Below are 25,794 nucleotides of genomic sequence, written 5' to 3' on the forward strand. Positions count from 1 at the left end.
AGTGTTATTGGATAAAAAGATAGTTATCGTCGAATAATAACGTCACATTAGTAATTATCTATAAAATACATACGTACATGTAAATGTGATTTATTGTTGGAGGTTTTTTCGTGGAAGATATTAATCATAACGTTAGCCTGACATCAGGGGAATTAGCGAACCTTTGGACACAATACATGAATGATTCACTAACAATTTGTGTACTAAATCATTCCATTAAAAAGGTACAAGATGAAGACATCAAGGAAATTCTTCAATTTGCCCTTAGCCTTGCCGAACCTCATATTGTAAAGATTAAAGAGTTTCTGAAGCAAGAAAATTACCCGGTTCCAAAAGGTTTTACAATAGAACAAGATATTAACCTTAATGCTCCCCCCTTATTTTCAGATACCTTTATGTTGGTATATATGCATATTATGACATTGCATGGAATGACAGGCTATGCCGGAGCAGTAGGCAATTCAGTTCGTGCTGACCAAATCACCTATTTTATTGAATGCAATAAGGAAGCTATGGAATTATACGAACGAACTGTACACTTAATGCTAAAAAAAGGCATATATAGCAGAACACCACATATCAATAGTCCAGAAAAAATAGATTTTGTAGACAATAAAAGTTATTTATCTGGCTGGTTTGGAAAAAAGCGTCCGTTAAATGCAATGGAAATTAGCGGGCTTAGTTTCAATATGCAAAAGACAGCAGTAAAAGTTGTGCTGGAAATTGGATTTGGACAAACCTGCCAATCAAAAGAACTCCAGAAGTACTTTAACAAAGGAAGAGATATCTGTAAGAAACATTTCGAGACTTTTAGGTCATTTTTAATTAAAGACAATTTGTCTTCTCCAAATTTATGGATATCAGAAGTTAGCAATTCAACTGTACCTCCATTTTCAGACAAACTGATGTTATTCCACATCGTCACATTAGTTTCTGCAGCTGTTGGATTTTATAGCGCAGGATTGTCAGTATCACAAAGACGAGATCTTGCATTGGAGTACACAGGACTTGTCACAGAAATCGGATTATATGCTGAAGATGGGGCTCAGCTGTTAATAAAAAATGGATGGCTTGAGCGGCCACCAATGGCCGATGATAAAGATGAGTTATCCAATAGCCAGTAACTGATAAGTTCCATTAGGTCTACCGTTATATTATTTGATATGAAAAACATGCAGCCTTTCATGGCTGCATGTTATTTATTTATTTATTTATTTATTTATTTATTTATGCTCAGCTACTCCCCATTCAGATGGATCCTTCCGCCATTCTGCCAGGCTATCAAGATTTTCCTTTGTGATCAGCCCTTTTTCCTCTGCCAGGTTTGCAAGTATCGTAAAGTCAGTCAAAGAATATGCTATGATATTAGCGGCGCTAAGCTGCTGCCTTCCTTTCTCTAGTTCATATGTAAAAATCGAAACAACCCCGAGTACTTCGCAGCCTGCTTCTCGCAATGCCTCAACTGCTTCAATAACACTGCCTCCTGTTGAGATTAAATCCTCAACAACGACGACCTTCTGGCCTTCGGTCACCTTTCCTTCTATCTGATTCCCTTTTCCGTGTCCCTTTGCTTTCGAGCGAACATAGCTCATTGGCAAATCAAGCAGTTCGCTCACCCAAGCTGCATGCGGGATTCCGGCAGTAGCCGTTCCTGCGACCATTTCTGCTTCAGGAAAATGCTCAGAAACTAAGTTTTTAAGTCCCTCAGCTACTTTCCTGCGAACTGCCGGGTATGACAGAGTCAGACGGTTATCACAATAGATAGGGGATTTCAGGCCGGAAGACCATGTAAACGGCTGATCCGGCTGTAGGCTGACGGCTTCAATTTCAAGCAATGCTTCTGCTATTTCTTTTTTCATTGATATACACCCTTCCATTCACTTTTAATCGCCAGGTAGCTCTCAAGGGGATTGGCGGCACGTGTAATCGGTCTGCCGACAACGATTGCGGATATACCTTGTTTCCTTGCAAATTCAGGCGTAGCTGTACGCTTCTGGTCCTCTAGCGCACTTTCAGCCGGCCGGATGCCAGGGGTTACGGTGATAAAGTCTGTGCCAAACCTGTCATGAATCAAACCAGCTTCATGCGGAGAACAAACTACCCCATCGAGGCCAGAATTTTGTGCTAGTTTCGCATAATTCAATACCGATTCCTGCAAGCCTACTACAATTTGTTGTTCCTGCTTAACCTGACATTCAGATGTGCTTGTGAGCTGGGTGACTGCGATACAGTAAGGTCTCTTTTGTCCAGGTGCTGTGCCAGATTCAAGTCCCTCCAGTGCCGCGCTCATCATTTCTGAACCTCCAGCAGCATGGACATTGACAAGGTCACATTCCAGTCCAGCGAGCAACTTCATCGTACTTTTTACCGTATTAGGAATGTCATGGAGTTTCAGGTCAAGAAAGATTTTATGATTCTGCTTCTTTAACTCCTCAATGATTGACGGTCCTTCCGCATAAAAAAGCTCCATTCCGACCTTCACAAATAGCTGTTCCTGCTCAAAAGGCTTCAGGAATTCCATGACCTGGCTTTTTCCAGGGAAATCAAGGGCGATAATAAGCGAGTCTTTCATTCTTCTTCCAGCTCCTTCCCGTTAACTCCGAAATATGGTCTGCTCCCATCTTTGCTAGCATCTCCGGTAATTCCTCTATGATTTTGGGACAAATAAATGGATCAACAAAGTTCTGTGTTCCAACTGCAGCAGCACTTGCACCGGCAAGGAAAAACTCGATGACATCTTCAGCGGATTGAATTCCTCCCATTCCAATGATCGGGATCGATACGCGCTGGCTGACTTCATAGATCATCCTGATGGCGACTGGCTTCACGGAAGGCCCTGACAAGCCGCCGGTTTTATTCGCAAGAATCGGCTGCCCTGTCATAAGGTCGATCCTCATGCCAAGTAAAGTGTTGATCATCGTAAGTCCATCCGCACCGCCTTCCTCAACTGCCCTGGCGATCTTGACAATGTCAGATACATTGGGAGAAAGCTTCACATACACAGGCACTTCAGACACTTCTTTTACCTTTCGGGTAAGTGCCTTGGCCATCTCCGGGTCCGTGCCAAATGCGATCCCGCCTGTTTTGACATTTGGACATGATATGTTTAGTTCAAGTGCATGGACATTCGGAGCCTTCGATAATTGTTCTGCTACTTTTACGTAATCATCCTCTGTTGAACCAGCGATGTTCGCCATGATTGGCACATCAAACTGCTCAAGCCAAGGAAGCTCTTCATTAAAGACCTTTTCGAGTCCAGGGTTTTGCAGGCCAATTGCATTCAACATTCCGCCTGGCGTCTCGGCAACTCTTGGAGTTGGATTCCCGAATCGCGGTTCAGGAGTAGTCGCTTTAATCATAATTGCCCCAAGCCCACTCAAATCATATAATTGGCTGAACTCTCTCCCAAAACCAAAGCATCCTGAAGCCGGCATTACCGGGTTCTTCAAATTGAGCCCTGGCAGCTGAATGGATAGCGAACTCATATGACAACCTCCCCTGCTTGGAAAACTGGCCCATCGCTGCAGACCTTTTTATATGAAAAGCCTTGTGGATCATCCTTCGTATGGCAGACACATGCAAAGCATGCTCCAATCCCGCACCCCATCCGCTCTTCTAGCGATAAGTATGTTTTCGGTGCATATGCACCATTCTCGATTGCCCTCAACATCGGTGTCGGACCGCAAGCAAAGACAATATCTGCTTGACCCTCTAATCCATCAAGAATATCAGTGACAAATCCTTTTCTTCCATATGATCCATCAACAGTCGCCACATAAACTTCCCCGAATTCAGCCAGCTCTTTTTCGTAAAAAACAGCATTTGATGACTGGAATCCGATAATGCTTATGACGTTTACCCCTTTACGGGCCAGCTGCTTAGCAAGCTCATACATCGGTGGAACACCTACGCCGCCGCCTACCAGGACAGCTGTCTGTCCCGGCTTCGCTTCATCCGCAGGAAAGCCATTGCCTAATGGTCCGAGGACATCGACACTTATTCCTATGGATTTATCGGCAAGCAGGGAGGTTCCTTTTCCCTGCCTGCGGTAAATAATCGTGAATGATCCATCATTGATTGAAGCGATGCTTATCGGCCTGCGCAGCAGCGGATCGAATCCGTCTGCCACCTTTACATGTACAAACTGTCCGGACTGTGCCATTTCAGCTGAAAGCTCACCTTCCAGGACTAGTTCAAAGATGTTATCTGCAATTGGTCTGTTGCTGACTATCTTGCAGTTTTCCTGCCTGATCATGAAAGCACACCTTCTTTGGCCGACTTCATCGGCTTTAGGGCATCAGCTGAAAATGTCATAGATTCAATGACTCTTAATATCGCTTTTGCAGTATCAAGTGAAGTCAGGCAAGGCACACCATTTTCCACAGATTCGCGACGGATCCTGAACCCATCTCGTTCAGGCTGCTTGCCTTTTGTCAGCGTATTGATGACCATCTGTGCTTCTCCTTTTCTGATTACATCAATCAGGTTTGGTCCTTCTGAGCCGATTTTTCCGACGGTTTTCACCTTAATGCCGGCATTCTGGAGATATTTAGCTGTACCCTCTGTCGCCATCAATTGATAGCCAATGTTCGAGAATCTCTTCGCAAGTGCCAATGTTTCTTCTTTATCCTTATCTGCGACTGTAAGCAGGACTGTCCCGAATTCTTTTATTTTCATACCGGCAGCGATCATGCCTTTATATAAAGCCTTTTCCAGTGTTGTATCTTTGCCCATAACTTCCCCGGTAGACTTCATTTCTGGTCCGAGCGTGATGTCTACGCGGCGTAATTTTTCAAAAGAGAACACTGGTACCTTAACAAAAACTCCATCCTGCTCAGGTACAAGACCGGTTTCGTAGCCTTGCTCAGGCAGGCTCTGGCCAAGGATGACCTTCGTAGCGATTTTCGCCATCGGAACATGCGTGATTTTGCTCAGAAATGGTACCGTACGGCTAGAGCGCGGGTTTACCTCGAGCACATAGACTTCTTCATTTGCAATGACATATTGAATATTTAGCAAACCGACAATGTTCAGCCCTCTTGCAAGATCGATTGTATAGTTCACCAGCTTCTGTTTAATTTCCACGCTAAGGCTTTGTGGCGGATAGACACCGATTGAATCACCCGAATGGACGCCAGCTCTTTCGATATGTTCCATGATTCCCGGTATCAGAACGTTTTTACCATCGGAAATCGCATCGACCTCCACTTCTTTTCCAGTCAGATAACGGTCAATCAGCACCGGATATTCCGGATTGACTTTTACTGCGTTTTTCATATAATGCAGAAGTTCGTCTTCTTTATAGACAATTTCCATTGCCCTGCCGCCGAGAACATAGGATGGGCGGACAAGAACCGGGTAGCCAATATCAGCTGCAATCAACGCTGCTTCTTCGACAGACTTTGCCGTGCTTCCCTTCGGAAGCGGGATTTCAAGCTTAGAAAGGGCGTGTTCAAACTTGTCGCGATCCTCAGCCTGGTCCAGGTCCTCAAGGCTTGTTCCAAGAATCTTCACTCCCCTGTCAACAAGCTTTGAAGCCAGGTTAATCGCAGTTTGGCCTCCGAATTGGACGACAGCGCCAATTGGATTTTCGAGATTGATAATGTTCATGACATCCTCAATGGTTAACGGTTCGAAATACAATTTATCTGAGATGCTAAAATCCGTAGAGACCGTTTCAGGGTTGTTATTGACGATGATTGCCTCATAACCTGCTTCTTTAATCGCTTTGACCGAGTGAACAGTTGCATAATCGAATTCGATGCCCTGACCGATCCTGATTGGGCCGGATCCCAGTACAATGACGCTTTTTCTTTCTGTCACTACTGATTCATTTTCTTCTTCATATGTGCTATAGAAGTATGGAGTTTCCGACTCGAACTCAGCGGCACAAGTATCGACCATTTTGAAAACAGGGGTCAGATTGTTTTCAAGCCGCCATTGGTATACTTCCAATTCTTCGACATCCCACAGATCGGCAATTACCTTATCGGCAAATCCTTTCTGCTTTGCTGATTTGGCTGTTTCCAGATCAAACTTCTTTTCAGCAAGCTCTTGCTCAAAAGCTATTAATCTCTCTAATTTATGAAGGAAGAATAAATCGATTTTGCTCCAGCTGTGAAGAGTTTCAATGGAAATGCCTCTTCTGATTGCCTCTGCCAGGTAAAATAATCTCTCGTCACCAGCTTTGCGGATTCTCTTTTCAAGCAATTCATCGTTGATTTCGCTTTGATTGTTCAAAGAAAGGTGGATCACATCGGCTTCCAGCGAACGAATTGCTTTTAGCAGTGACTCTTCGAAAGTACGGCCGATTGCCATAACTTCACCGGTTGCTTTCATTTGCGTTCCAAGTGTCCGGTTTGCTGATTCGAATTTATCGAATGGCCAGCGTGGGATCTTTGTTACAACATAATCAAGCGCAGGCTCGAAGCAAGCATATGTTTTACCCGTCACAGGGTTCAGCATTTCATCAAGTGTCAATCCAACAGCGATTTTCGCTGCAAGCTTGGCAATTGGATAGCCCGTCGCTTTCGATGCAAGGGCAGAGGATCGGCTGACTCGTGGATTCACTTCGATTACATAATAGTTAAAGCTGTCAGGGTCAAGTGCGAGCTGGACATTGCAGCCACCTTCGATTTTCAGGGCCTTGATGATTTTCAGGCTGGCATTCCTCAGCAGCTGGTATTCGCGGTCACTTAATGTCTGGCTCGGTGCCACGACAATCGAATCTCCTGTATGGACTCCAACCGGATCGAAGTTTTCCATATTGCAGACTACAATGGCGTTATCATTGCTGTCACGCATCACTTCATATTCAATTTCCTTGAACCCGGCAATGCTCTTTTCAAGCAAGCATTGACCTACGGGGCTATTTTTAATTCCGCTCGACACAATCTCAATCAATTCTTTTTCATTGCTGCAGATACCGCCCCCAGTGCCTCCCATCGTAAAAGCAGGGCGGACAATCACTGGATATCCGACTCTTTCCACAAAGGTATAAGCCTCTTCAAGATTGTGGATGATGTCGCTGTCAGGGACCGGCTGTCCGAGCTCGTTCATCAGGTTCCTGAATAACTCCCTGTCTTCTGCCTGGTTGATTGCATCAAGCTTTGTACCAAGGATTTCGACGCCGCATTCCTCCAACACTCCTGCATTGGCAAGCTCAACAGCCAGGTTCAATCCTGTTTGTCCTCCCAGAGTAGGCAGGATGGCATCCGGACGCTCCTTTCGGATGATCCTTGCGACAAAATCAAGGGTAAGAGGTTCTATATATACAACATCCGCAATTTCTGTGTCAGTCATGATTGTAGCAGGGTTCGAGTTAACGAGGATTACCTTATAGCCTTCTTCACGCAAAGCGATGCACGCCTGTGTTCCTGCATAATCGAATTCTGCTGCCTGGCCGATGATGATCGGTCCTGATCCTATGACTAAAATACTGTTAACATCTTTACGCTTTGGCATTTGTGACAGCCTCCTTTTTTTCTGCTTTTACTAGCTCGATGAATTGGTTGAACAATCCGTTCGCATCCTCCGGTCCTGGTGACGCTTCCGGGTGATATTGGACAGTGAATGCCGCCGCGGTTTTATGGGCAAGACCCTCAACCGTTCCATCATTTAAAGCTATATGTGTAACCTCAAGCTCGGTCCCTGCGACAGAGTCTTCAGTAACTGTATATCCATGGTTTTGCGAGGTCATCGCTACTTTCCCTGTTCGCAAATCCTTCACAGGATGGTTTGAGCCGCGATGTCCGAATTTCATTTTCTCTGTATTTGCACCGCAGGCAAGTGCGAACAGCTGGTGGCCGAGACAAATCCCGAACAATGGAACCTTGCCCAGCAAGCCCTGAATCATTTCGATTGCTTCTGGAACATCCTTCGGGTCCCCAGGTCCATTTGACAGCATGATGCCATCCGGGCTCAGACTGAGAATTTCTTGGGCAGTCGTATTGTAAGGGACGACAACCACATCACAATTACGGTCATTCAGTTCTCTCAAAATCCCATGCTTTAGGCCAAAATCAACAAGGACAACTCTGTGGCCGCGACCTGGACTCGGATAAGCTGTTTTCGTTGATACTTCCATCACCTGATTGTTCGGCAGGGTTCTGCTTTCAAGAGCCGCAATAATCTCCTGGGGATTTTCATCGATCCCGCAAATTGAACCCTTCAAGGTTCCGTGTTTACGAATGATTTTTGTTAGCTTTCTAGTATCAATTCCAGCTATGCCCGGAATGTCTTTCATTTTAAGATAAGCGTCCAAAGACAGTTCTGAGCGCCAGTTGGATGGATACTCGGCATTTTCCTTCACGACGAGCCCCCGGACAGCAGGACTGATTGATTCAAAATCATCTCGGTTGATTCCATAATTTCCGATTAGCGGATATGTCAGGGTGACAATTTGCCCGCAGTATGATGGATCTGACAGGATTTCCTGGTAGCCAGTCATTCCTGTGTTGAAGACAACTTCCCCAATCGTCGCCGTCTCACTTCCAAAGCCTTCTCCAACAAATACCGTGCCATCCTCTAAGATCAACTGCTTCTTCATACGCTCACAACTCCCTTTTCCCAGACTATTTTTCCTTCAGCAATCGTCATTACTGGCCAACCCGTGCAACTCCAGCCTGCAAATGGTGTATTCTTTCCTTTTGATAAAAATTCATCTGGATTGATTTCCTTTTCTTCATCAAGATCAACCAATATCACATCGGCCGGTGCGCCAGCTTTCAGCTCTCCATAAGGCAATCCGAATGCTTTCGCTGGTTTGACAGTCAAAAACTCAAGCAACTGTTTTAAGGTAATGATGTTTGTTTTGACCATATGCGTATATAAGAGCGGGAACGCTGTTTCAAGCCCGACAATCCCAAAAGGCGCTAGCTGGATTCCCTCTGCTTTTTCCTCGATCGTATGCGGTGCGTGGTCAGTGGCGATAAAATCGATTGTCCCGTCAAGCAGTCCTTCAATTAATGCCTCTTGGTCCGCCTTGCTTCTAAGTGGTGGATTCATTTTATAATTGGCATCATTTCCGGTTATGTCATCTTCATTTAAAAGCAAATGATGCGGAGTTACTTCCGCTGTGACCTTTATGCCATATCTCTTTGCGTCCCGGACTGCCCTGACAGATTCTTTCGTGCTGATATGGCAGACATGGTAGTGGCATCCTGCTTCTTCCGCAAGCAGGATATCTCTTGCTATATGTACAGATTCACACACTGACGGGATTCCGTTGAGTCCCAGTTCATCAGCTTTCCTACCCTCATGGAGAGAGCCTTTATTGATCAATGTATTGTCTTCGCAATGTGCGACAATTGTCATATCAAGCTTTGCAGCCCTTTTCATTGCTTCAAGCATCATTCCTGCTGACTGGACTCCCACTCCATCATCAGTCAGGGCAAATGCACCCGCTTCTTTTAATTCTGCAAAATTCGTTAGCTCCTGACCTAGTTCACGTACAGTAATAGAGGCATATGGCAACACCCTTACTGAAGATGTTTCCTCAATTTTTCTCTGAAGCCATTCCATCTGTTCTTTTGAGTCCGGAACAGGCCTGGTGTTCGGCATAGCAGCTACTGTTGTGAAGCCGCCCCTAGCAGCAGCCAGTGTCCCTGTTGCAATTGTCTCTTTCTTCTCTCCGCCAGGCTCGCGCAGATGAACATGCAGGTCAACCAACCCAGGCGCAACCAGCTTACCTTCTGCATCAATAATTTGCTTAGCATCTGCAGAGATTTCAGGGCCAACTTTTATGATTTTTCCGTTTTCTATTAAAATATCTACTGATTCAAACCCGTTTTCAGTAACTAGTTTGCCATTTTTGATTAGCATCGACATATTCCATTCCCCCATTCCTATTTTCAAGTGCTCTTTTTAATACTGCCATCCTAATGTACACACCATTTTCCATTTGTTTAAAAATCCGTGACTTCTGACTTTCAACTAATTCATCTGCAATTTCGACGCCGCGATTGACCGGTGCTGGATGGAGAATAATGCTACCCTTCTTCATCAACTTTTCTCTTTCAAGCGTTAAACCATATGATTTATGGTACTCATTTTTATCAAACAGAAGCTTGCCATCATGCCGTTCATGCTGGACTCGAAGGAGCATGACCACATCAGCCAACTCGATCGCCTCGTCTACTGACATATAGCAGCAGCCAGCAGGAAGCTGGTTGTGATTCACCCAATCTTCAGGCCACGAAAAAACAACTTTTGCTCCAAGTCTCAAAAGTGCATCTGCATTGGACCTTGCGACACGGCTGTGGAGGATATCACCGATGATCGTGACTGTAAGATCTGTAAAACTTCCGAATTCTTGCTGGATTGTCATTAGGTCAAGCAATGATTGTGTTGGATGATGCCCTTTTCCGTCACCGGCATTGATGATCGGGATTGAAATACCTTTTTCTAGTTCTGAAAAATAATTGTCTGCACTATGCCTGATGACTACAGCGTCGGTGCCAATCGCTTCAAGTGTTTTTACGGTGTCGTACAATGTTTCGCCCTTTAGTACACTGGATGTCTGGACCTCAAAAGGGATCACCTCAAGTCCCAGCTTGCGTTCAGCCACCTCGAAGCTCGACTTCGTCCTCGTGCTTGGCTCGTAAAATAAATTGCTGATGAACAGCCTCTCTTTTGGCTGCCAAATCTTCCCGCCGGCAAATTCACTTGCGGATAAAATAATTTCCTGTATTTCTGTTGCACTAAGCTGTGAAGTCGTCAGTAAATCCCATTTCATGGCTGATTCCCCTCCATTTTTTCAAGAAAAAAAGCACCCTGTTTTATGTTCAACAGGGTGCTTGACTATGAGCTTGCCGGCATAATCCCGGTAAAACCGGGGTTGCGTGCATCTTGAATAAGCCGGTTCGCTCATAACACCCTTTTAAGCCTCTCTGGACTTTATTAAAAGGTGGTACTATGCTACATCGTTCTTTTTCTCAGTTTTTTTTTCTTCTTCCACTTCAAACATATCTTCTTCAATATCAGGACGTCCTGGCAGGACAAGGTTAAGGATGACGCCAATCAAGGCAGCTAAAGCCATGCCATGTATTTCAAAGTTTTCATTTAGCTTAATGAATGCTCCGCCAATCCCGATAACCAGGATGACCGATGAGACGACAAGGTTTCTTGTGTTGCCAAAGTCGATTTTGCTGTCCACAAGCATTCTCAAACCTGATGAAGCGATGATCCCGAATAACAGGATTGAGACGCCGCCCATGACAGGTGTTGGAATTGAGCTGATCAATGCCGTAATTTTACCAATGAATCCGAATACTGTCGCGATGATGGCTGCGCCTAGCAGTACATACACGCTGTACACTCGGGTAATCGCAAGGACACCAATGTTTTCGCCGTAAGTCGTCTTTGGCGGTCCGCCGATCAAACCGGAAATCATCGTCGCCATTCCGTCTCCCAGGATGGAGCGGTGAAGACCTGGCTCTTTTATATAGTCTCTGCCGACAACCTTGCTCAGAACAAGCTGGTGGCCGATATGTTCCGACAATGTGACGACCGCTACTGGAACCATCAGCATGACGATTTCCCAGCTGATACTTACATTGTAATGAACGAATGGGAAGATAAAGTCTGGCATCTCGAAAATATCTGCTTCTTTTACTCCGCTGAAGTCTACGATGCCTATTGCCATTGAGTAAAGATAACCCACAATGATGCCAGCAAGGATTGGGACCATACTGAGCATTCCCTTTCCGTAAATCGAGAAGACGATTGTCGCTGCAAGAGTTACTAAAGCCGCAGAGAAATGAATCAAGCTGTACTCAGTAGTTCCAGGGACATTCATTGCCATGCTGACCGCTGTTCCTGCAAGTGAAAGTCCAATAACAATGATGACTGGGCCAACTACAACCGGTGGCAGCAAGCGCATGATCCAGCGGTATCCTGCCTTCTTGATAATTAGAGCAACAACTCCATAAACGAGTCCGGCAAGGAATGTTCCAATCATTGCGGCACCAGGTCCGCCGCCTGCTTTGGCTGCTATGACAGGAGCGATGAAAGCGAAGGATGAACCTAGGTAAGCCGGAACCTGGAATTTTGTGATGATCAGGAAAGCTATCGTTCCAAGTCCGCTTGAAATCAAAGCGATTGCCGGACTTAAGCCGACCAGGTAAGGTACAAGGATTGTCGCGCCAAACATGGCGAATAAGTGCTGAATACTAAGTGTGAACCATTGGAATGGTGATGGTACATCTTTAATATCTAGGATCGGTTTGTTCATATTTATTCCCCTCTCTGTTTTAAAAACAAAAACCCTCTTTGCCAGTAGATACAAAGAGGGTAAGGGTTAAAAAACCCGCACAAAGCCATCAGCGATGTGTTCCCCCTTTTCAGCCTCTCTGGACTGCATTTAAAAGGGCATTATTTATTTTTCAAAAATGCTTACGCGTTCTTCTTCATCTACTTCCTGAAGCTCGACGACGATTCTTTCCGAGCTTGATGTCGGTATGTTCTTCCCTACAAAGTCCGCCCTGATCGGCAGCTCCCTGTGTCCTCTGTCGACCAGCACAGCAAGCTGGATGGTCGCCGGCCGGCCGATGTCAATCAATGCATCCATCGCCGCACGGACTGTCCTGCCTGTGTAAAGGACATCATCCACCAGAATCACCTTTTTATTCGAGATGTCGACCGGGATATCCGATCCTTTTACCTCAGGCTCCTGGTCATCCGTCTTCTTCGTCAAGTCATCGCGATACAGGGTGATATCAAGCTCACCAACCGGGATATCTGCTCCTTCGATCTCACGGATTCTTTCCGCCAACCTTTGGGCGATATAAATTCCTCTGGTACGGATACCGACAATGACGCTGTCTTCGATCCCTTTGTTTCTTTCGATGATTTCATGGGCAATCCTCGTCAGTGCCCTGCGGATTCCCTGGTTGTCAAGCACAACCGCTTTTTCAGCCATTTGTTTTCACTCCTTCTCTGTCTATGATTGAAAACGGACCAGTAAAAAACCCTCTTGTCTGTATCGGCAAGAGGGTAAACGTGTGGTGTTAGCATGCATCAGAACATACATCATATGCCTGCCTGCAAATCCGTTTCCTTCTCAGCCTCACGGGACTGTCTTTAAAGGACTTATTAAACTATAGTCATCTTAAAATACATGTTGAATTTTGTCAATCATTTTCTCTTAAATCATTTAAAAGCTTTACGAAAAACTCCGGCAGAGGAGCTTCAAACTCGAGATATTCTCCAGTCCTTGGATGCTCAAATCCAAGCAGACCAGCATGCAGTGCCTGTCCGCCGATATCTAGCGTCTTTTTCGGACCGTATTTTGGATCTCCGGCGAGCGGATAGCCGATATATTTCATATGGACACGAATTTGGTGCGTCCTGCCTGTCTCGAGCTGGCACTCAACAAAAGTAAAGTCCTTTAAACGTTCGATTACATTAAAATGTGTGACAGCATGTTTGCCATTATCGACTACTGTCATACTCTGGCGGTCTTTTTGATCGCGCCCAAGCGGAGCATCGATTGTCCCATGATCATGCTGGATAATTCCATGAACGAGTGCCTTGTATTTGCGAGTAACACTTTTGGCTACGAGCTGGTTTACCAGGCTCTCGTGTGCCATATCATTTTTAGCAACCATCAAGAGTCCAGATGTATCCTTATCAATCCTATGGACGATCCCCGGGCGGAGAACGCCATTAATGCCTGATAAATCCTTGCAATGCGCCATCAGCCCGTTAACAAGCGTCCCAGTCAAATGTCCAGGCGCTGGATGGACGACCATTCCTTTGGGTTTGTTCACAACAAGAACATCTGCGTCCTCATAATAAATTTCAAGGTCCATTTCCTCAGCAATTACATCTAGCACTTCTGGCTCCGGAATGGTGATTTCCAGCTTGTCATTCAAGCTGCATTTATAATTTGTTTTGACTTGAGCTCCATTTACAAGAACGCTGCCATCCTTGATCCATTGCTGCACCTGGCTCCTCGACCAATCTGCATCAAGTGTCGAAACTACTTTATCTATTCTGTCACCAGCCTGTTCCTCACTGATGATGTGTTCCATTTTCTCCATAAGCTTTTCTTTTCGCCTCTCTCTCTTCCCTGATCATGTCAATCATCAATAATCCTACACCGATCACCAGCGCAGAATCCGCGATATTGAAAATAGGGAAATCGTATCCGAAAATATATGTGTTGATGAAATCAACAACTTCCTTTCGGTATACCCTGTCGATAAAATTCCCAATCGCCCCGCCCAGCATGAAACCAAGCGAAACACCCAGCAGAAGTTTGCCCTTAGCTGCTTTTTGAATATAGACGACAAGGCCAATTACCACGATAATGGTAATGACATAGAAGAACCACATTTGTCCCTGCAGGATTCCCCATGCAGCACCACGGTTACGGTGCGAAGTAATATACAAAAAATTCTCTATGACCTTTATGCTCTCTCCAAGTTCCATGTTTTTGACAATAAACCATTTAGTAACCTGGTCAAGCAAAATAACAAACAGTGCAATTATGTAATAAAACACAAAGGTAACCTCCACATCAATTCATTACCTTTGAATTTTAGCACATATAAGTTTAAAACGACAGATATTATAAGTTTTAGTAAAAAAACACCTACTAAAAGAAATGTTCTAACTAAAAATAGTGGTTTAGGATCATGATTTTAACAATAACTGAACTGGTTAAAATGGTTTATTTGGCGATAAAAATTTTTTTATTGGCGATTTTCGATTTTTATTGGCGATAATATAATTTTATTGGCGAAATTGAGCTGTTTATTGGCGATAATCGATTTTTATTGGCGACTTGGAAATTATCAATGATTTTTTCCAGTAGATTTCATCCAATTCTCAGCTTTAGTTTACTTATTGTGCCACCTCTTTTTCTAAGACCCAAAAACTTACGAATAGATGGGCTTACGACAGTATTGTTCTATTTGCTCCAATTCACTCGCTGATCTAGCTGTAGGAATTCTCTGCAAAAACTCGTAGGGTAAATATTCTCCGGATATTTCACACTTCCCATACTCACCAAATTCCATTTTCTCCAATGCAGTTTCTATATCGTTTAATTCATCAACAATGTATTGCAAAATCCTCTCATCTTTCTGGCCGTGATTCAGGTACGCTAACAATTCTGTTCTCGTTTCGCGGAGCTCATTGTAAATGTAATCAAGATTACCTTCCATATATCTGCCCCCGTTCCTGTTTACAGCTATTATTTCCCGTAACAATTTGCTGACTCAGCTAAACTTTTTACATGTACTGCAGGATTTCCCAAGCAGGATGATAATTGGCAAAAAAAAGAACTCCGGATAAAATTCCGGAGTTCAAGTGGATGCTTAGTAATTTTCTTTTACAACAGTTGCACAGCGTTCACATAATGTTGGGTGTTCTTCAACCTTGCCGACTTCTGGTGTGACAACCCAGCATCTCTCACATGTTTCGCCTTCAGCTTTTGTAACAACAATCGCTGTATTTTCAAGCTTGATCGCGTTGTCAGGAGCCTGGTCGTAGCTTCCTGCCACTTCGAACCCTGAAACAATGAACAGCTGGCTTAAGTTTTCAGAGATTGAATCCAAGAGCTCTTTTGTGCTGTCGTTTACGTATAGGGACACTTTTGCAGTCAGTGACTTACCGATGACCTTCTGATTCCTTGCTTCTTCAAGAGCCTTTAGGACATCGTCTCGAAGCTTCATGAACGCATTCCACTTGTTTTCAAGTGCTTCTGCATTTGCGATTTCCTTGGCTTCAGGCATATCTGTAAGCTGGACGCTGTCTTCCTTAGCTGATGGGATGAATGCCCAAACCTCATCTGCAGTGTGCGAAAGGATTGGTGCAGTCAGCTTAACCAAAGTGAGCAAACTTTCATGCAATACAGTCTGAATTGCGCGGCGCTCAGCGTTGTCTGCAGCTTCGATATAAAGGACATCCTTTGCAAAATCAAGATAGAATGAGCTTAGATCCAAAGTACAGAAGTTGTTTACCGCATGGTAGACGCCTGCAAACTCATAATTGTCATATGCATTGCGCACATATTTGGTCAATTTGTTCAGCTTCACTAGCATAAACTGATCAACTTCGCGCAGCTGCTCGAATGGTACTGCATCCGTTTCAGGGTTGAAATCAGAAAGATTGCCAAGCAAGAATCTGTACGTGTTACGGATCTTACGGTAAACTTCAGCAACCTGCTTCAGGATTGCGTCAGAGACACGTACATCTGATTGATAATCTACGGATGCAACCCAGAGACGCAGGATATCCGCACCCAACTGGTTCATAACCTTCGAAGGAACTACAACGTTACCGATTGATTTACTCATCTTGCGGCCTTCGCCATCAAGTGCGAAACCGTGGCTCAGGACACCTTTATAAGGAGCTTTGCCTGTTACTGCAACTGCTGTTGATAATGATGAGTTGAACCAGCCGCGGTATTGGTCAGATCCTTCAAGATAAAGGTCTGCAGGGCGCTGGAGGTCATCACGCTCTACAAGCACTGCCTGGTGTGATGAGCCAGAGTCGAACCAAACATCCATGATGTCCGTTTCTTTTGTGAATTTCCCATTGGGGCTGCCAGGATGGCTAAAGTCTTCAGGTAGCAATTCTTTAGCTTCTTTTTCAAACCAGATATTAGAGCCTTGCTCACGGAAAAGATTTGAGACATGGTCGATTGTTTCGTCCGTAATGATTTCTTCCCCGTTTTCAGTATAGAATACTGGGATTGGAACCCCCCATGCACGCTGACGCGAAATACACCAGTCACCGCGATCACGGACCATATTAAACAGTCTTGTTTCACCCCATGCTGGGACCCATTTAGTTTCTTCTACGGCTTTTAGCAATTCACCGCGGAAATCTTTGATAGAGGCAAACCATTGTGCTGTAGCACGGAAGATTACAGGTTTCTTCGTTCTCCAATCATGCGGGTAGGAGTGCGTGATGAAGCTTAGCTTCAGTAAAGCACCAGCTTCTTCAAGCTTTTCTGTGATTGGCTTGTTAGCCTGATCATAAAATAGTCCTTCAAAGCCTTCTGCTTCAGCTGTCATAACACCCTTATCATCTACAGGGCATAAAACTTCAAGGCCGTACTTCTGGCCAACATGGAAGTCATCTTCCCCGTGTCCTGGCGCAGTGTGAACACACCCTGTACCAGCATCGGTTGTCACGTGCTCGCCAAGCATGACGAGTGAAGTGCGGTCGTATATTGGATGTTTTGCAAGGACACCTTCCAGCTCTTTACCTGCAACTTTCTTAACTGTTGAAGTATTTTCCCAGCCGATTTCACTTGTAACTGCTTCTAGTAGCTCTTCAGCAACCAGGAATTTCCTTCCATCAGCTTCTACGACAACGTATGTCAGTTCAGGGTGGACGGAGATTCCAAGATTTGCAGGAATCGTCCATGGAGTTGTTGTCCAGATGATGATCTCAACATCCTGGTCAACAACTCCTTTTCCGTCTTGTACAGGGAAGCCAACATAGATCGAAGCAGAACGTTTATCCTGATATTCAATCTCAGCTTCAGCAAGTGCAGACTCACTTGACGGGGACCAGTAAACAGGCTTTTTGCCTTTGTAGATATATCCCTTTTTGGCCATTTCGCCGAATACTTTGATTTGCTGTGCTTCATATTCTGGCTTTAAAGTGATATAAGGGTTTTCCCAGTCTCCGCGAACACCAAGACGTTTGAACTGTTCGCGCTGGTTGTTGATTTGCTCATAGGCATACTCTTCACATAGCTTCCTGAACTCAGCTACAGTCATTTCCTTGCGTTTTACACCCTTGTTCGTCAATGCCTGCTCGATTGGCAAGCCATGAGTGTCCCAGCCAGGTACATATGGCGAACAAAAACCGCTCATTGATTTATAACGGACGATAAAATCCTTGAGGATCTTATTAAGTGCGTGGCCCATATGGATATCTCCATTAGCGTATGGAGGTCCGTCATGCAGGATGAACAGCGGGCGTCCTTCTGTGTGCTTTTGAACCTTTTCATAAATATTCATTTCTTCCCATTTTGCCTGGATCTCAGGTTCCCTGTTCGGGAGATTTCCGCGCATTGGAAACTCGGTCTTCGGCATGAGCAAAGTATCTTTGTACTCCATTCTATTGTTCCTCCTATTTTTACCGTTGCAACAACATGTCAGTAAACGGCGATGAAAATAAAAAAACCTCCTCATCCCTGAAAAGGGACGAGAAGGTTATAATTCCCGCGGTACCACCCTAAATAGACAAGGATTCATTATCCTGTCCTCTTAGCATTCTTAACGCGAATGTCACGCCTATGCTTACTGATCCTAAAAGGATGTTCAGCTCGGAACTATCGGGTGATTTTCTGGCTATCCGCTTGCAATGGGCTTCCACCTTCCCCATTTCGCTGAAAAGCAAGCAACTGGAACGCCATACTGTCCCTGTCATCGTTTCTGTCATGTATTGCACTTTGTTATGAAATTATATGCGAAATAACGGCCTCGCGTCAAGCCAGTGAATCTTCTTCTTCTCTTGCAGCAGCCTTCAATTCTGTTGAATCCAATTCATATTCAAGCAGATGATCCCAATCATCGGTGTTCAGCATATCAAGCTGTGCCTCAATCAGCATCTTGAACCTTGTCCTGAATACTTTTGACTGCTTCTTCAATTCTTCAATTTCCAGAGCGATTTTACGTGCCTTGGATAAGGATTCGTTGATGATCCTGTCAGCGTTCTTTTCCGCTTCCTTGACGATCAGCTTCGCTTCCTTTTGCGCGTTGCGGCGGACCTCTTCCCCAGCTTCCTGCGCGATTATAATTGATTTATTCAAGGTTTCTTCTATATTTGTAAAATGGCCAAGCCTGGAATTCATTTCATTAAGCTTTTCTTCCATTTCCTTTTTTTCACGGATAATTAGTTCATAGTCCTTGATCACCTGGTCAAGAAACTCATTCACTTCATCTTCATCATACCCGCGAAATCCCTTATTGAATTCTTTGTTGTGTATATCTAACGGCGTTAAAGGCATGACGCCACCTCCCATTAAGTTATAATCCTTTATGTACTTAAAGCTATGATTCGACAAATAAACTAAAAATCCTTCTTCTATTACTATATAATTATTTTTTTCTCCCGGCAATAACTCGATATTTATCTTTTTTTGTTTTCCCTTCAATTGTGATAATTTTCGCACGCCCGTAACCACGTGCGGAAATGACATCCCCTTCACCGCATTCAAAAGCAGTATTTTCAATACCTGTCCAATTGACCTTAACCTGGCCATGCTGGATGATCTGCTGTGATTTTTGCCTTGAGATATTGAACAGTGCGGACATGACGGTATCCAGTCGCATTGACGATACGGTAGTGGTCATTTCATTCCATTCTTCAGCAATACCTACAGCATTTTCAAGCGGAAGCTCAGACAAGCCAATTGATGCCCTTCCAATCGATTCTAATTGGCCGCGGATATAATCAGCGATCTCCTCAGCTGCAAAAAATTGTACGTTATCCCCGTCAATCAGGATATCTCCAAATTTCCCGCGCTTTAATCCGAGGGACATCAGGCTGCCCAAAACTTGACGGTGTTCAATATTCACAAACTTCTTTGCATAATCTATTCCAAAGAGCCTTACCTGGAAATCCTCTTCCTTAGCATTCAAATACTCAGGAAACAAAAGTGTCCGTTTTCTCTCGACACCCGGCGCACCGCCAAACAACTCCCATTTTACATCAGGATGCTTGCCGATGACAGTGGATAAAATTTGCTGCTCCCTCGGATCCAGGAAGTCAGTCAATTTCGGAGCATAATTTTGCTCAACATATTCTTTCCAGTTAATCACTTGATCGATAAATTCCCGTTCCTCGGGACGGAAATGCTGGTAAATAGACATTTATGTACTCCTTTTTTTATTACCTTGATAGAAAACATGCAGGGTCTATTTCAGACCCTGCATGAGAAGAATTAATTACTATTAAAACCATGCAGCCAGCTGATATAATCCGCTGACAGCAAAACGCAACACTAGGAAAGCAACGATTGGCGAAATGTCTATCATGCCGATAGATGGAACAATCCTGCGGAAAGGCTCCAGGAAAGGTTCGCAAATACGAGCTAAAAATTGTCCGATTGTTGTTTCTCTTGCATTAGGGAACCATGACATGAAAATATAAATAATCAGGGCCCACTGATAAAGACTGACTACCTGTGCTATTATACCTATTACTAAATCCATTTACTCTACCACCTCGACTCTTGGTAATCCCGCTCCTGCATCAGCTCAGAAATATTTCCTGTTACTTCCACATTATCCGGGGTACATAAGAAGATATTCATGCCGATCCGCTGGATATCCCCGCTGATCGCATAGACTGTTCCGCTGAGGAAATCTACGATACGCCTTGCCTGATCCTGTTCGATGCGCTGCAGGTTCACGACGACTGCCCGGCGATTTTTTAAATGATCAGCAATATCCTGTGCTTCCGCATACATTCTAGGTTCCATCAGGATCACTTTCGAAGACTTTTGCACGCTCTGCAGGCTTACCACATTCTGCTTTTGCTGAACAGGCTGTTTATTGGGCTTGAAAGGCTCCGCTTCTTCCTCGAGCATTTCCTCATCATTATAGTCATATTCATCTTCCAGGAAAAAAAATGTCTTAATTTTTGATTTTAAGCTCATATTAATGCACCTCCGATTCATTGCCTACCAAGGCAGTGCCAATACGCACCATTGTTGATCCTTCTTCAACAGCTATTTGAAAGTCATTAGACATTCCCATTGACAGTTCATTACATGGTGCAAATTCAAGTTTCCGCGATTGTATATCTGCTTGCAGCCTTTTCATTGTCCTGAAGCAATCCCTGATCAATTGCTCATCCTCTGTTAAAGGGGCCATCGTCATCAATCCGCTGATTTCAATATTGGAAAACTGCTTCAGTTCTTGTACAAAACCAATGACATCATCCGGTTTTAACCCATGCTTGCTCTCTTCGCCGGATGCATTGACCTGGATCAGACATCTCACTTTTGAATCGGATCGCTTATTGATTTCCTTTGCAAGTGACAGCCTGTCCAATGAATGGATATATGTAACATGCTCAATGATGTTTTTCACTTTTCTCGTTTGCAGCGTACCGATAAAATGCCATACAGGCCTGTCCTCTATTTGACCAATTTTATCAAGGAGTCCTTCATCCCGGTTTTCACCAAGATGGATGACCCCGGCATCTATGGCTTCCTGTGCCCGTTCTGGTGAAACATATTTAGTAACCGCAATAATCTTGATCTCTTCTGGATTACGCCCGGCTTTGTTACAGGCATCTGCTATTTGATTCTGGATAACCTCCAGATTTTCTCTGACTTTCATTATGGATGGCTATCCTCCTTCCAGCCGATATAAGCCATCATTCGGCCTGCATTACCCTTATCCCGTCTATGGGAATAGAAATGCTCACTGTGGCAGCTAGTGCAATAATCGGTTACATGTATATTCCCGTCTTCCACCCCTGCCTTTAACAGGATCTGACGGTTCAATTCCTTTAAATCGAGAGAATATTGACCTTCACTAAATTGATTATATGGTAATATATCGACACCATCTAGTATATTTTTCACTAAGTTGATGACTCTCTCATCAACAATATAACATTTTTTGCATATTGATGGGCCAATAATGGCAGAAATTTTTTCTGTTTTTGCGCCATTTTGCTGAAATTTGCTGACCATCTCCGCCGCAATACCGTGAACAGTGCCTTTCCAGCCAGCGTGAGCGACCCCGATCAGCCTGGTCTCCGGTTCAATGAAATAAAGCGGTACACAGTCTGCATAACAAAGTGTCAGCAGGATCCCTTGCTCTTCTGTCAAAAAGCCATCCGTTCTTGAAAAAGAAGTATCATAGGTCGTTGAGCCTCTTCCTTGATCTGATTTTCCAATTTTGACGATTGTGATATCATGAGTTTGTTCCGCTCCAACCCAGCTGGAAAGAGGAAATTCGATCTTATCGGCCAGCAGGAGACGATTTTCACAAACAGCATTCTGCTCGTCTCCTACATGAAAGCCGAAATTCAAACCCGAAAAAGAATCCTGTTGGCTCACTCCACCATTCTTCGTCGTGAACCCAACCTCAAGTCCAGGATAACACTTCATCCACTCTTTAACTTTAAAATATTCCTGGCTTTCTAAGATGAATGGCTCCATATTTTTACCTCACACGTTTTTGTATAGTTTATCACATACAAACCGCATTACAACAGTATTACGATGTTACTCATCACCGTCACTTTTCTGTTGCAGATATCCCCCGCTGTCTTTATACCGGACTAAAATGACATCTTCACCTATTTTCAGGATATTTGTCCAGGGAATCACAACCTCATCTTCCTTTCCGAAGAATCCCAGCACCTTGCCTGAACTCCCAATCACAACAGCCTCGATTTTACCCGTATTTAAATTGATTTCAAAATCCTCTATATTACCAAGCCTTTTTCCATCCGAAACATTAACGACATCTTTAACTTGAAATTCTGTCACCTTAACCATATAGATCCCTCCGGATTTCGCTTTGGCATTAATTAGCCCTTATATAAAATATATGAAGGGGAAACAGATGTATGAATTACTTCAGTGGATCTTGATTTTTATGAAGTTGTCCTACTTCCTAATGCCCTTATATAAAGCAAATAAAAAAGCTGCCCAAAAGGCAGCTTAGCTTTGGATATTCTTATTCATTTGTTTGATGGCTGCTTTTTCAAGACGGGACACCTGGGCTTGTGAGATGCCGATTTCATCGGCTACCTCCATTTGTGTCTTACCCTGGAAGAATCTCTTCCTTAGAATCAACTTTTCACGCTCATTCAGGCGTCTCATACCTTCCTTCAAGGCGATTTCTTCAATCCAGTTTGTATCCTTGTTCCGTTCATCACTTAGCTGGTCCATCACATAGATTGGATCTCCGCCATCATTATAGATCGGTTCAAATAAGGATACGGGATCCTGAATCGCATCAAGAGCGAAGACAATTTCCTCGTGAGGTACCTCTAGAACCTTGGCGATTTCTTCCGCAGTTGGTTCCCTTGACGCCTCACTCATCAGCCTTTCGCGGACCTGAAGCGCTTTATAGGCTATATCCCTTAATGAGCGTGAGACTCTGATTGGATTATTATCTCGTAAATACCGTCTAATTTCACCGATGATCATAGGGACGGCATAGGTGGAAAACTTAACATTTTGTCCCAGATCAAAATTATCAATGGACTTCATAAGGCCTATACATCCGACCTGAAATAGATCGTCAACAAACTCGCCCCGGTTGTTAAAACGCTGGATTACACTTAAAACAAGCCTTAGGTTCCCATTCACAAGTTTCTCTCTTGCTGTGATGTCACCGCTTTGCATTTCTCTAAACAGTTTTCTCATTTCCTCGTTTTTAAGAACGGGAAGCTTTGATGTATCAACACCGCAAATTTCAACTTTGTTTCGTGTCAATCTTTTCCCTCCTCACAGGAGCTGCTGTCAAAAATCAGTATCTCCGCAAGAAGGAAAAATATGCACTATTTACCTAAAGCCTGGACTGAATTCAGGAAGAATCAGCCAGGAAAACCGCCAAGTTATCACTTTTATCAGAGAGAAAAAAATTTTTATAGAAAACTTTTCTGCTATACCATTTTATTGAATTCTTTACGCAAACGTTTGATGATTCTTTTTTCCAGACGTGAAATATAAGATTGTGAAATTCCTAGCATATCCGCTACATCCTTTTGCGTCTTTTCCTCGCCACTGCCTAGACCAAAACGCAATTCCATGATTTGCTTTTCACGATCAGAAAGCTGCTGCAGCGCTTTAACCAGCAATTTTTTATCCACATTGGACTCGAGGTCCTTTGTGATAATATCGTCATCGGTTCCAAGAACATCGGACAAAAGCAGTTCATTTCCATCCCAATCAATATTCAAAGGCTCGTCAAAGGAAACCTCCGACCGCAGTTTATTATTCCTTCGCAAATACATCAGGATTTCATTTTCAATACATCTGGAAGCGTAGGTCGCTAGCTTAATTTTCTTCTCAGGATTGAACGTATTGACCGCCTTGATCAATCCGATTGTTCCGATACTGATTAAGTCTTCAATGTTAATGCCCGTGTTTTCGAATTTACGCGCGATGTAGACTACGAGTCTCAAATTCCTTTCGATGAGAATCGACCTTGCCGCTTTATCCCCATTTGGAAGTTTGTTCAATAGCACTTCTTCCTCTTCTTTCGTTAAAGGAGGTGGCAACGCTTCGCTACCGCCGATATAATATATTTCATCTGTTTTCAAGCCCAGTTTCATTAATAATTTATACCAGTAATAGGATATCCGAAGCCGCAAATTTTTCATTGATTGTCCTCCTTCTAAATTATGTATTTCTGAGTATAGTAATATTAGCTTACCTTCACCGTTGGCTCTTGTTTTGCCATCCCTGCCATCATTTTTGGATGGATAATACATTGAAAACTGCCATCAGCCGAAAGTTCCTGCGCAGTAAAAGATATTAACCCCTTTTCTGCAATATAAGTTCCTTCGTCTGTATTAATCTTGATCTTGTCAGGATTAAAGGCAATGATTAACTGATGCTCTTGTCCGACTACCTTGCATGGAATGATTCTCATTCGATTTTCCAGCTGCTGCGAAAAGTTTTCTTCACCTGACAAAACACAATCCGGATTTTCAGCAATTCTTTTGATTTCACTTGGCACACTATCCAAACAATCTGCTATGGATAAAATCATGACTGGCATTTTTGAGATAGGATCATAAAGCTGGTTGCCGCTATCTATCAATCCTTTAATGTTAAAATCCATCTCCATGAACTGCACTTCAACTGTTGCCAGTGCTTCATATTGAATCTTTGTCATTTCGAATTGTTCAATATTTCTCTTCGAAAAATGCCAGGCGAGCGGAAACCCCAGCAATACAAACAGCCAGCTGATTGGATCGCCAAACCCTTTAATATGGTTCATGGCCACATTCGATGCCAGGTTCATATCAAATTGGATAAAGTAATGTACTCCTGTCAAAGTGCCTCCAAGCAGAAAGGTCGTTACATAAAAAGTCATGAGTGCCTTGAAGAAAAAACGAAATCTTTTATAACCAAAAGCTGCCAGGACCATCAATATCGAAAAGAACAGTTTCCCCGCTGGGTGCCCCGCTGCAGCATGAAACGGAGTAATTGATAATATAATGAGCAGTGAACCTATAGCCCCTCCCACACATAGCCGCCATAGCTTAACCTGTCTTTTCAGGATGATGGCAGTCAAGTAAAGAAGGAACGTATCAAATAATAAATTCAATGCCCAGATGACATCCAGATAGACCTTCACCTCTCATCCTCCTAAGAAAAGCGCAAGCGCCTTGGTCAGCCCCGACAAGCGTTGGAGGACCGACCAGTGAAGTCATTCTTTGACTTCATTGGGCGGACCGTAAACGAAATGTGTAGCCGACTGCCCAGAAACACAGAAACTGGAGACTCCGACAAAGAAGCGCATTTTGCTTCTGCCGCCGGAGTTGAAGTTTCGGCGTTTCTAGGAGGCGAAACTAGACAAACGTCTCGAGCTGCTCAAAGCTAACGCTTCTCGCAAGATACTCGAAGAAGCACTCTCAGTGATGAAAACTGGCTAGGCGCTGGAGCTAGACACTAATCTAAGTGTATAAACTCTAAACGCTTATACAGGTACAGAATTCGCATACGCCTTGTTTGACCGCTGAAAGTGCTGGGCCAGACTCAGATTCAGAAGCTTCATCCCTATTGCTTGAAATGATCAAGCATGCCAACGGCTATTTAACGGTTCAATCTGGCAAACCGCCCAA

The 25,794-nt window shown here is 43.9% G+C and carries 26 protein-coding genes and 1 other annotated feature; of the genes, 2 read left to right on the forward strand and 24 right to left on the reverse strand.

Features of this window, described 5'->3' with window-relative positions:
* Positions 1-110 precede the first annotated feature (110 nt).
* Complete coding sequence (locus tag TY49_RS11165; protein WP_041965995.1) at positions 111-1,124, forward strand: DUF3231 family protein; 1,014 nt, start codon at positions 111-113, stop codon at positions 1,122-1,124.
* A gap of 99 nt (positions 1,125-1,223) precedes the next feature.
* On the opposite strand, the gene pyrE is transcribed toward TY49_RS11165, so the two are convergent.
* From pyrE to spoIIGA, 24 genes are all read right to left on the reverse strand, one after another.
* Positions 1,224-1,859 (reverse strand): orotate phosphoribosyltransferase, encoded by a 636-nt coding sequence (pyrE, locus tag TY49_RS11170; protein WP_041965996.1) that lies wholly within the window; start codon positions 1,857-1,859, stop codon positions 1,224-1,226.
* Entirely contained in the window at positions 1,856-2,572 is a 717-nt protein-coding gene (pyrF, locus tag TY49_RS11175; RefSeq protein ID WP_041965997.1) for an orotidine-5'-phosphate decarboxylase, read from the reverse strand. Before pyrF ends, pyrE begins: the two co-directional genes overlap by 4 nt.
* Positions 2,544-3,485 carry a dihydroorotate dehydrogenase gene (locus TY49_RS11180; protein WP_041965998.1) on the reverse strand — a complete coding sequence of 314 codons (942 nt, stop codon included), beginning with the start codon at positions 3,483-3,485 and terminating at the stop codon, positions 2,544-2,546. The genes pyrF and TY49_RS11180 overlap by 29 nt, the downstream gene beginning before the upstream one ends.
* Positions 3,482-4,255, reverse strand: coding sequence for a dihydroorotate dehydrogenase electron transfer subunit (locus tag TY49_RS11185; RefSeq protein ID WP_041965999.1), 774 nt, complete (start codon positions 4,253-4,255; stop codon positions 3,482-3,484). The genes TY49_RS11180 and TY49_RS11185 overlap by 4 nt, the downstream gene beginning before the upstream one ends.
* The gene (gene carB / locus TY49_RS11190; protein WP_041966000.1) at positions 4,252-7,464 is read right to left on the reverse strand and encodes a carbamoyl-phosphate synthase large subunit; all 3,213 of its coding nucleotides are present in this window, start codon (positions 7,462-7,464) and stop codon (positions 4,252-4,254) included. Before carB ends, TY49_RS11185 begins: the two co-directional genes overlap by 4 nt.
* Positions 7,451-8,548 (reverse strand): carbamoyl phosphate synthase small subunit, encoded by a 1,098-nt coding sequence (locus TY49_RS11195; RefSeq protein ID WP_041966001.1) that lies wholly within the window; start codon positions 8,546-8,548, stop codon positions 7,451-7,453. Before TY49_RS11195 ends, carB begins: the two co-directional genes overlap by 14 nt.
* Entirely contained in the window at positions 8,545-9,828 is a 1,284-nt protein-coding gene (gene pyrC, locus TY49_RS11200) for a dihydroorotase (RefSeq protein ID WP_041966002.1), read from the reverse strand. The genes TY49_RS11195 and pyrC overlap by 4 nt, the downstream gene beginning before the upstream one ends.
* On the reverse strand, positions 9,791-10,735 hold the full coding sequence (locus TY49_RS11205) for an aspartate carbamoyltransferase catalytic subunit (RefSeq protein WP_041966003.1): 945 nt from the start codon (positions 10,733-10,735) through the stop codon (positions 9,791-9,793). The genes pyrC and TY49_RS11205 overlap by 38 nt, the downstream gene beginning before the upstream one ends.
* Positions 10,736-10,912: 177 nt before the next feature.
* Positions 10,913-12,232, reverse strand: a complete 1,320-nt coding sequence (locus TY49_RS11210) for a solute carrier family 23 protein (RefSeq protein WP_041966004.1) — start codon at positions 12,230-12,232, stop codon at positions 10,913-10,915.
* 144 nt (positions 12,233-12,376) lie between these two features.
* Complete coding sequence (gene pyrR, locus TY49_RS11215) at positions 12,377-12,919, reverse strand: bifunctional pyr operon transcriptional regulator/uracil phosphoribosyltransferase PyrR (RefSeq protein WP_041966005.1); 543 nt, start codon at positions 12,917-12,919, stop codon at positions 12,377-12,379.
* Positions 12,920-13,130: 211 nt separating this feature from the next.
* Positions 13,131-14,042 (reverse strand): RluA family pseudouridine synthase, encoded by a 912-nt coding sequence (locus TY49_RS11220; protein ID WP_041966006.1) that lies wholly within the window; start codon positions 14,040-14,042, stop codon positions 13,131-13,133.
* Entirely contained in the window at positions 14,014-14,505 is a 492-nt protein-coding gene (lspA, locus tag TY49_RS11225) for a signal peptidase II (RefSeq protein WP_023614969.1), read from the reverse strand. Before lspA ends, TY49_RS11220 begins: the two co-directional genes overlap by 29 nt.
* A gap of 377 nt (positions 14,506-14,882) precedes the next feature.
* A complete protein-coding gene (locus TY49_RS11230; protein ID WP_041966007.1) occupies positions 14,883-15,170 on the reverse strand; it encodes a TraR/DksA C4-type zinc finger protein in 288 nt (95 codons plus the stop codon).
* 153 nt (positions 15,171-15,323) lie between these two features.
* Positions 15,324-18,083 carry an isoleucine--tRNA ligase gene (ileS, locus tag TY49_RS11235; RefSeq protein WP_041966008.1) on the reverse strand — a complete coding sequence of 920 codons (2,760 nt, stop codon included), beginning with the start codon at positions 18,081-18,083 and terminating at the stop codon, positions 15,324-15,326.
* Positions 18,084-18,163: 80 nt separating this feature from the next.
* Positions 18,164-18,405 (reverse strand) — a binding site (T-box leader).
* Between the two features lie 49 nt (positions 18,406-18,454).
* Complete coding sequence (locus TY49_RS11240; protein WP_041966009.1) at positions 18,455-18,976, reverse strand: DivIVA domain-containing protein; 522 nt, start codon at positions 18,974-18,976, stop codon at positions 18,455-18,457.
* A 91-nt stretch (positions 18,977-19,067) separates the two neighbouring features.
* Positions 19,068-19,841 carry a YlmH family RNA-binding protein gene (locus TY49_RS11245; protein WP_041966010.1) on the reverse strand — a complete coding sequence of 258 codons (774 nt, stop codon included), beginning with the start codon at positions 19,839-19,841 and terminating at the stop codon, positions 19,068-19,070.
* A gap of 81 nt (positions 19,842-19,922) precedes the next feature.
* Positions 19,923-20,183: a YggT family protein gene (locus TY49_RS11250; protein ID WP_041966011.1), complete on the reverse strand. Its 261-nt coding sequence runs from the start codon at positions 20,181-20,183 to the stop codon at positions 19,923-19,925.
* Positions 20,184-20,188: 5 nt separating this feature from the next.
* Positions 20,189-20,629: a cell division protein SepF gene (locus tag TY49_RS11255; RefSeq protein WP_041966012.1), complete on the reverse strand. Its 441-nt coding sequence runs from the start codon at positions 20,627-20,629 to the stop codon at positions 20,189-20,191.
* Position 20,630: 1 nt separating this feature from the next.
* Positions 20,631-21,317, reverse strand: a complete 687-nt coding sequence (locus tag TY49_RS11260) for a YggS family pyridoxal phosphate-dependent enzyme (RefSeq protein WP_041966013.1) — start codon at positions 21,315-21,317, stop codon at positions 20,631-20,633.
* Positions 21,317-22,147 (reverse strand): peptidoglycan editing factor PgeF, encoded by an 831-nt coding sequence (gene pgeF, locus TY49_RS11265; protein WP_041966014.1) that lies wholly within the window; start codon positions 22,145-22,147, stop codon positions 21,317-21,319. The genes TY49_RS11260 and pgeF overlap by 1 nt, the downstream gene beginning before the upstream one ends.
* 66 nt (positions 22,148-22,213) lie before the next feature.
* On the reverse strand, positions 22,214-22,489 hold the full coding sequence (locus TY49_RS11270; protein ID WP_041966015.1) for a YlmC/YmxH family sporulation protein: 276 nt from the start codon (positions 22,487-22,489) through the stop codon (positions 22,214-22,216).
* Positions 22,490-22,654: 165 nt separating this feature from the next.
* Complete coding sequence (sigG, locus tag TY49_RS11275; protein WP_023614979.1) at positions 22,655-23,434, reverse strand: RNA polymerase sporulation sigma factor SigG; 780 nt, start codon at positions 23,432-23,434, stop codon at positions 22,655-22,657.
* A gap of 170 nt (positions 23,435-23,604) precedes the next feature.
* Positions 23,605-24,324 (reverse strand): RNA polymerase sporulation sigma factor SigE, encoded by a 720-nt coding sequence (sigE, locus tag TY49_RS11280; protein WP_041966016.1) that lies wholly within the window; start codon positions 24,322-24,324, stop codon positions 23,605-23,607.
* A 44-nt stretch (positions 24,325-24,368) separates the two neighbouring features.
* A complete protein-coding gene (gene spoIIGA, locus TY49_RS11285) occupies positions 24,369-25,307 on the reverse strand; it encodes a sigma-E processing peptidase SpoIIGA (protein ID WP_041966017.1) in 939 nt (312 codons plus the stop codon).
* Between the two features lie 66 nt (positions 25,308-25,373).
* Here spoIIGA and TY49_RS11290 point away from each other — a divergent pair, with 66 nt between their 5' ends.
* The gene (locus TY49_RS11290; RefSeq protein ID WP_041966018.1) at positions 25,374-25,553 is read left to right on the forward strand and encodes a hypothetical protein; all 180 of its coding nucleotides are present in this window, start codon (positions 25,374-25,376) and stop codon (positions 25,551-25,553) included.
* Positions 25,554-25,794: the final 241 nt, after the last annotated feature.

The organism is Mesobacillus selenatarsenatis SF-1, assembly GCF_000813125.1.
GTDB lineage: Bacteria > Bacillota > Bacilli > Bacillales > Cytobacillaceae > Mesobacillus > Mesobacillus selenatarsenatis.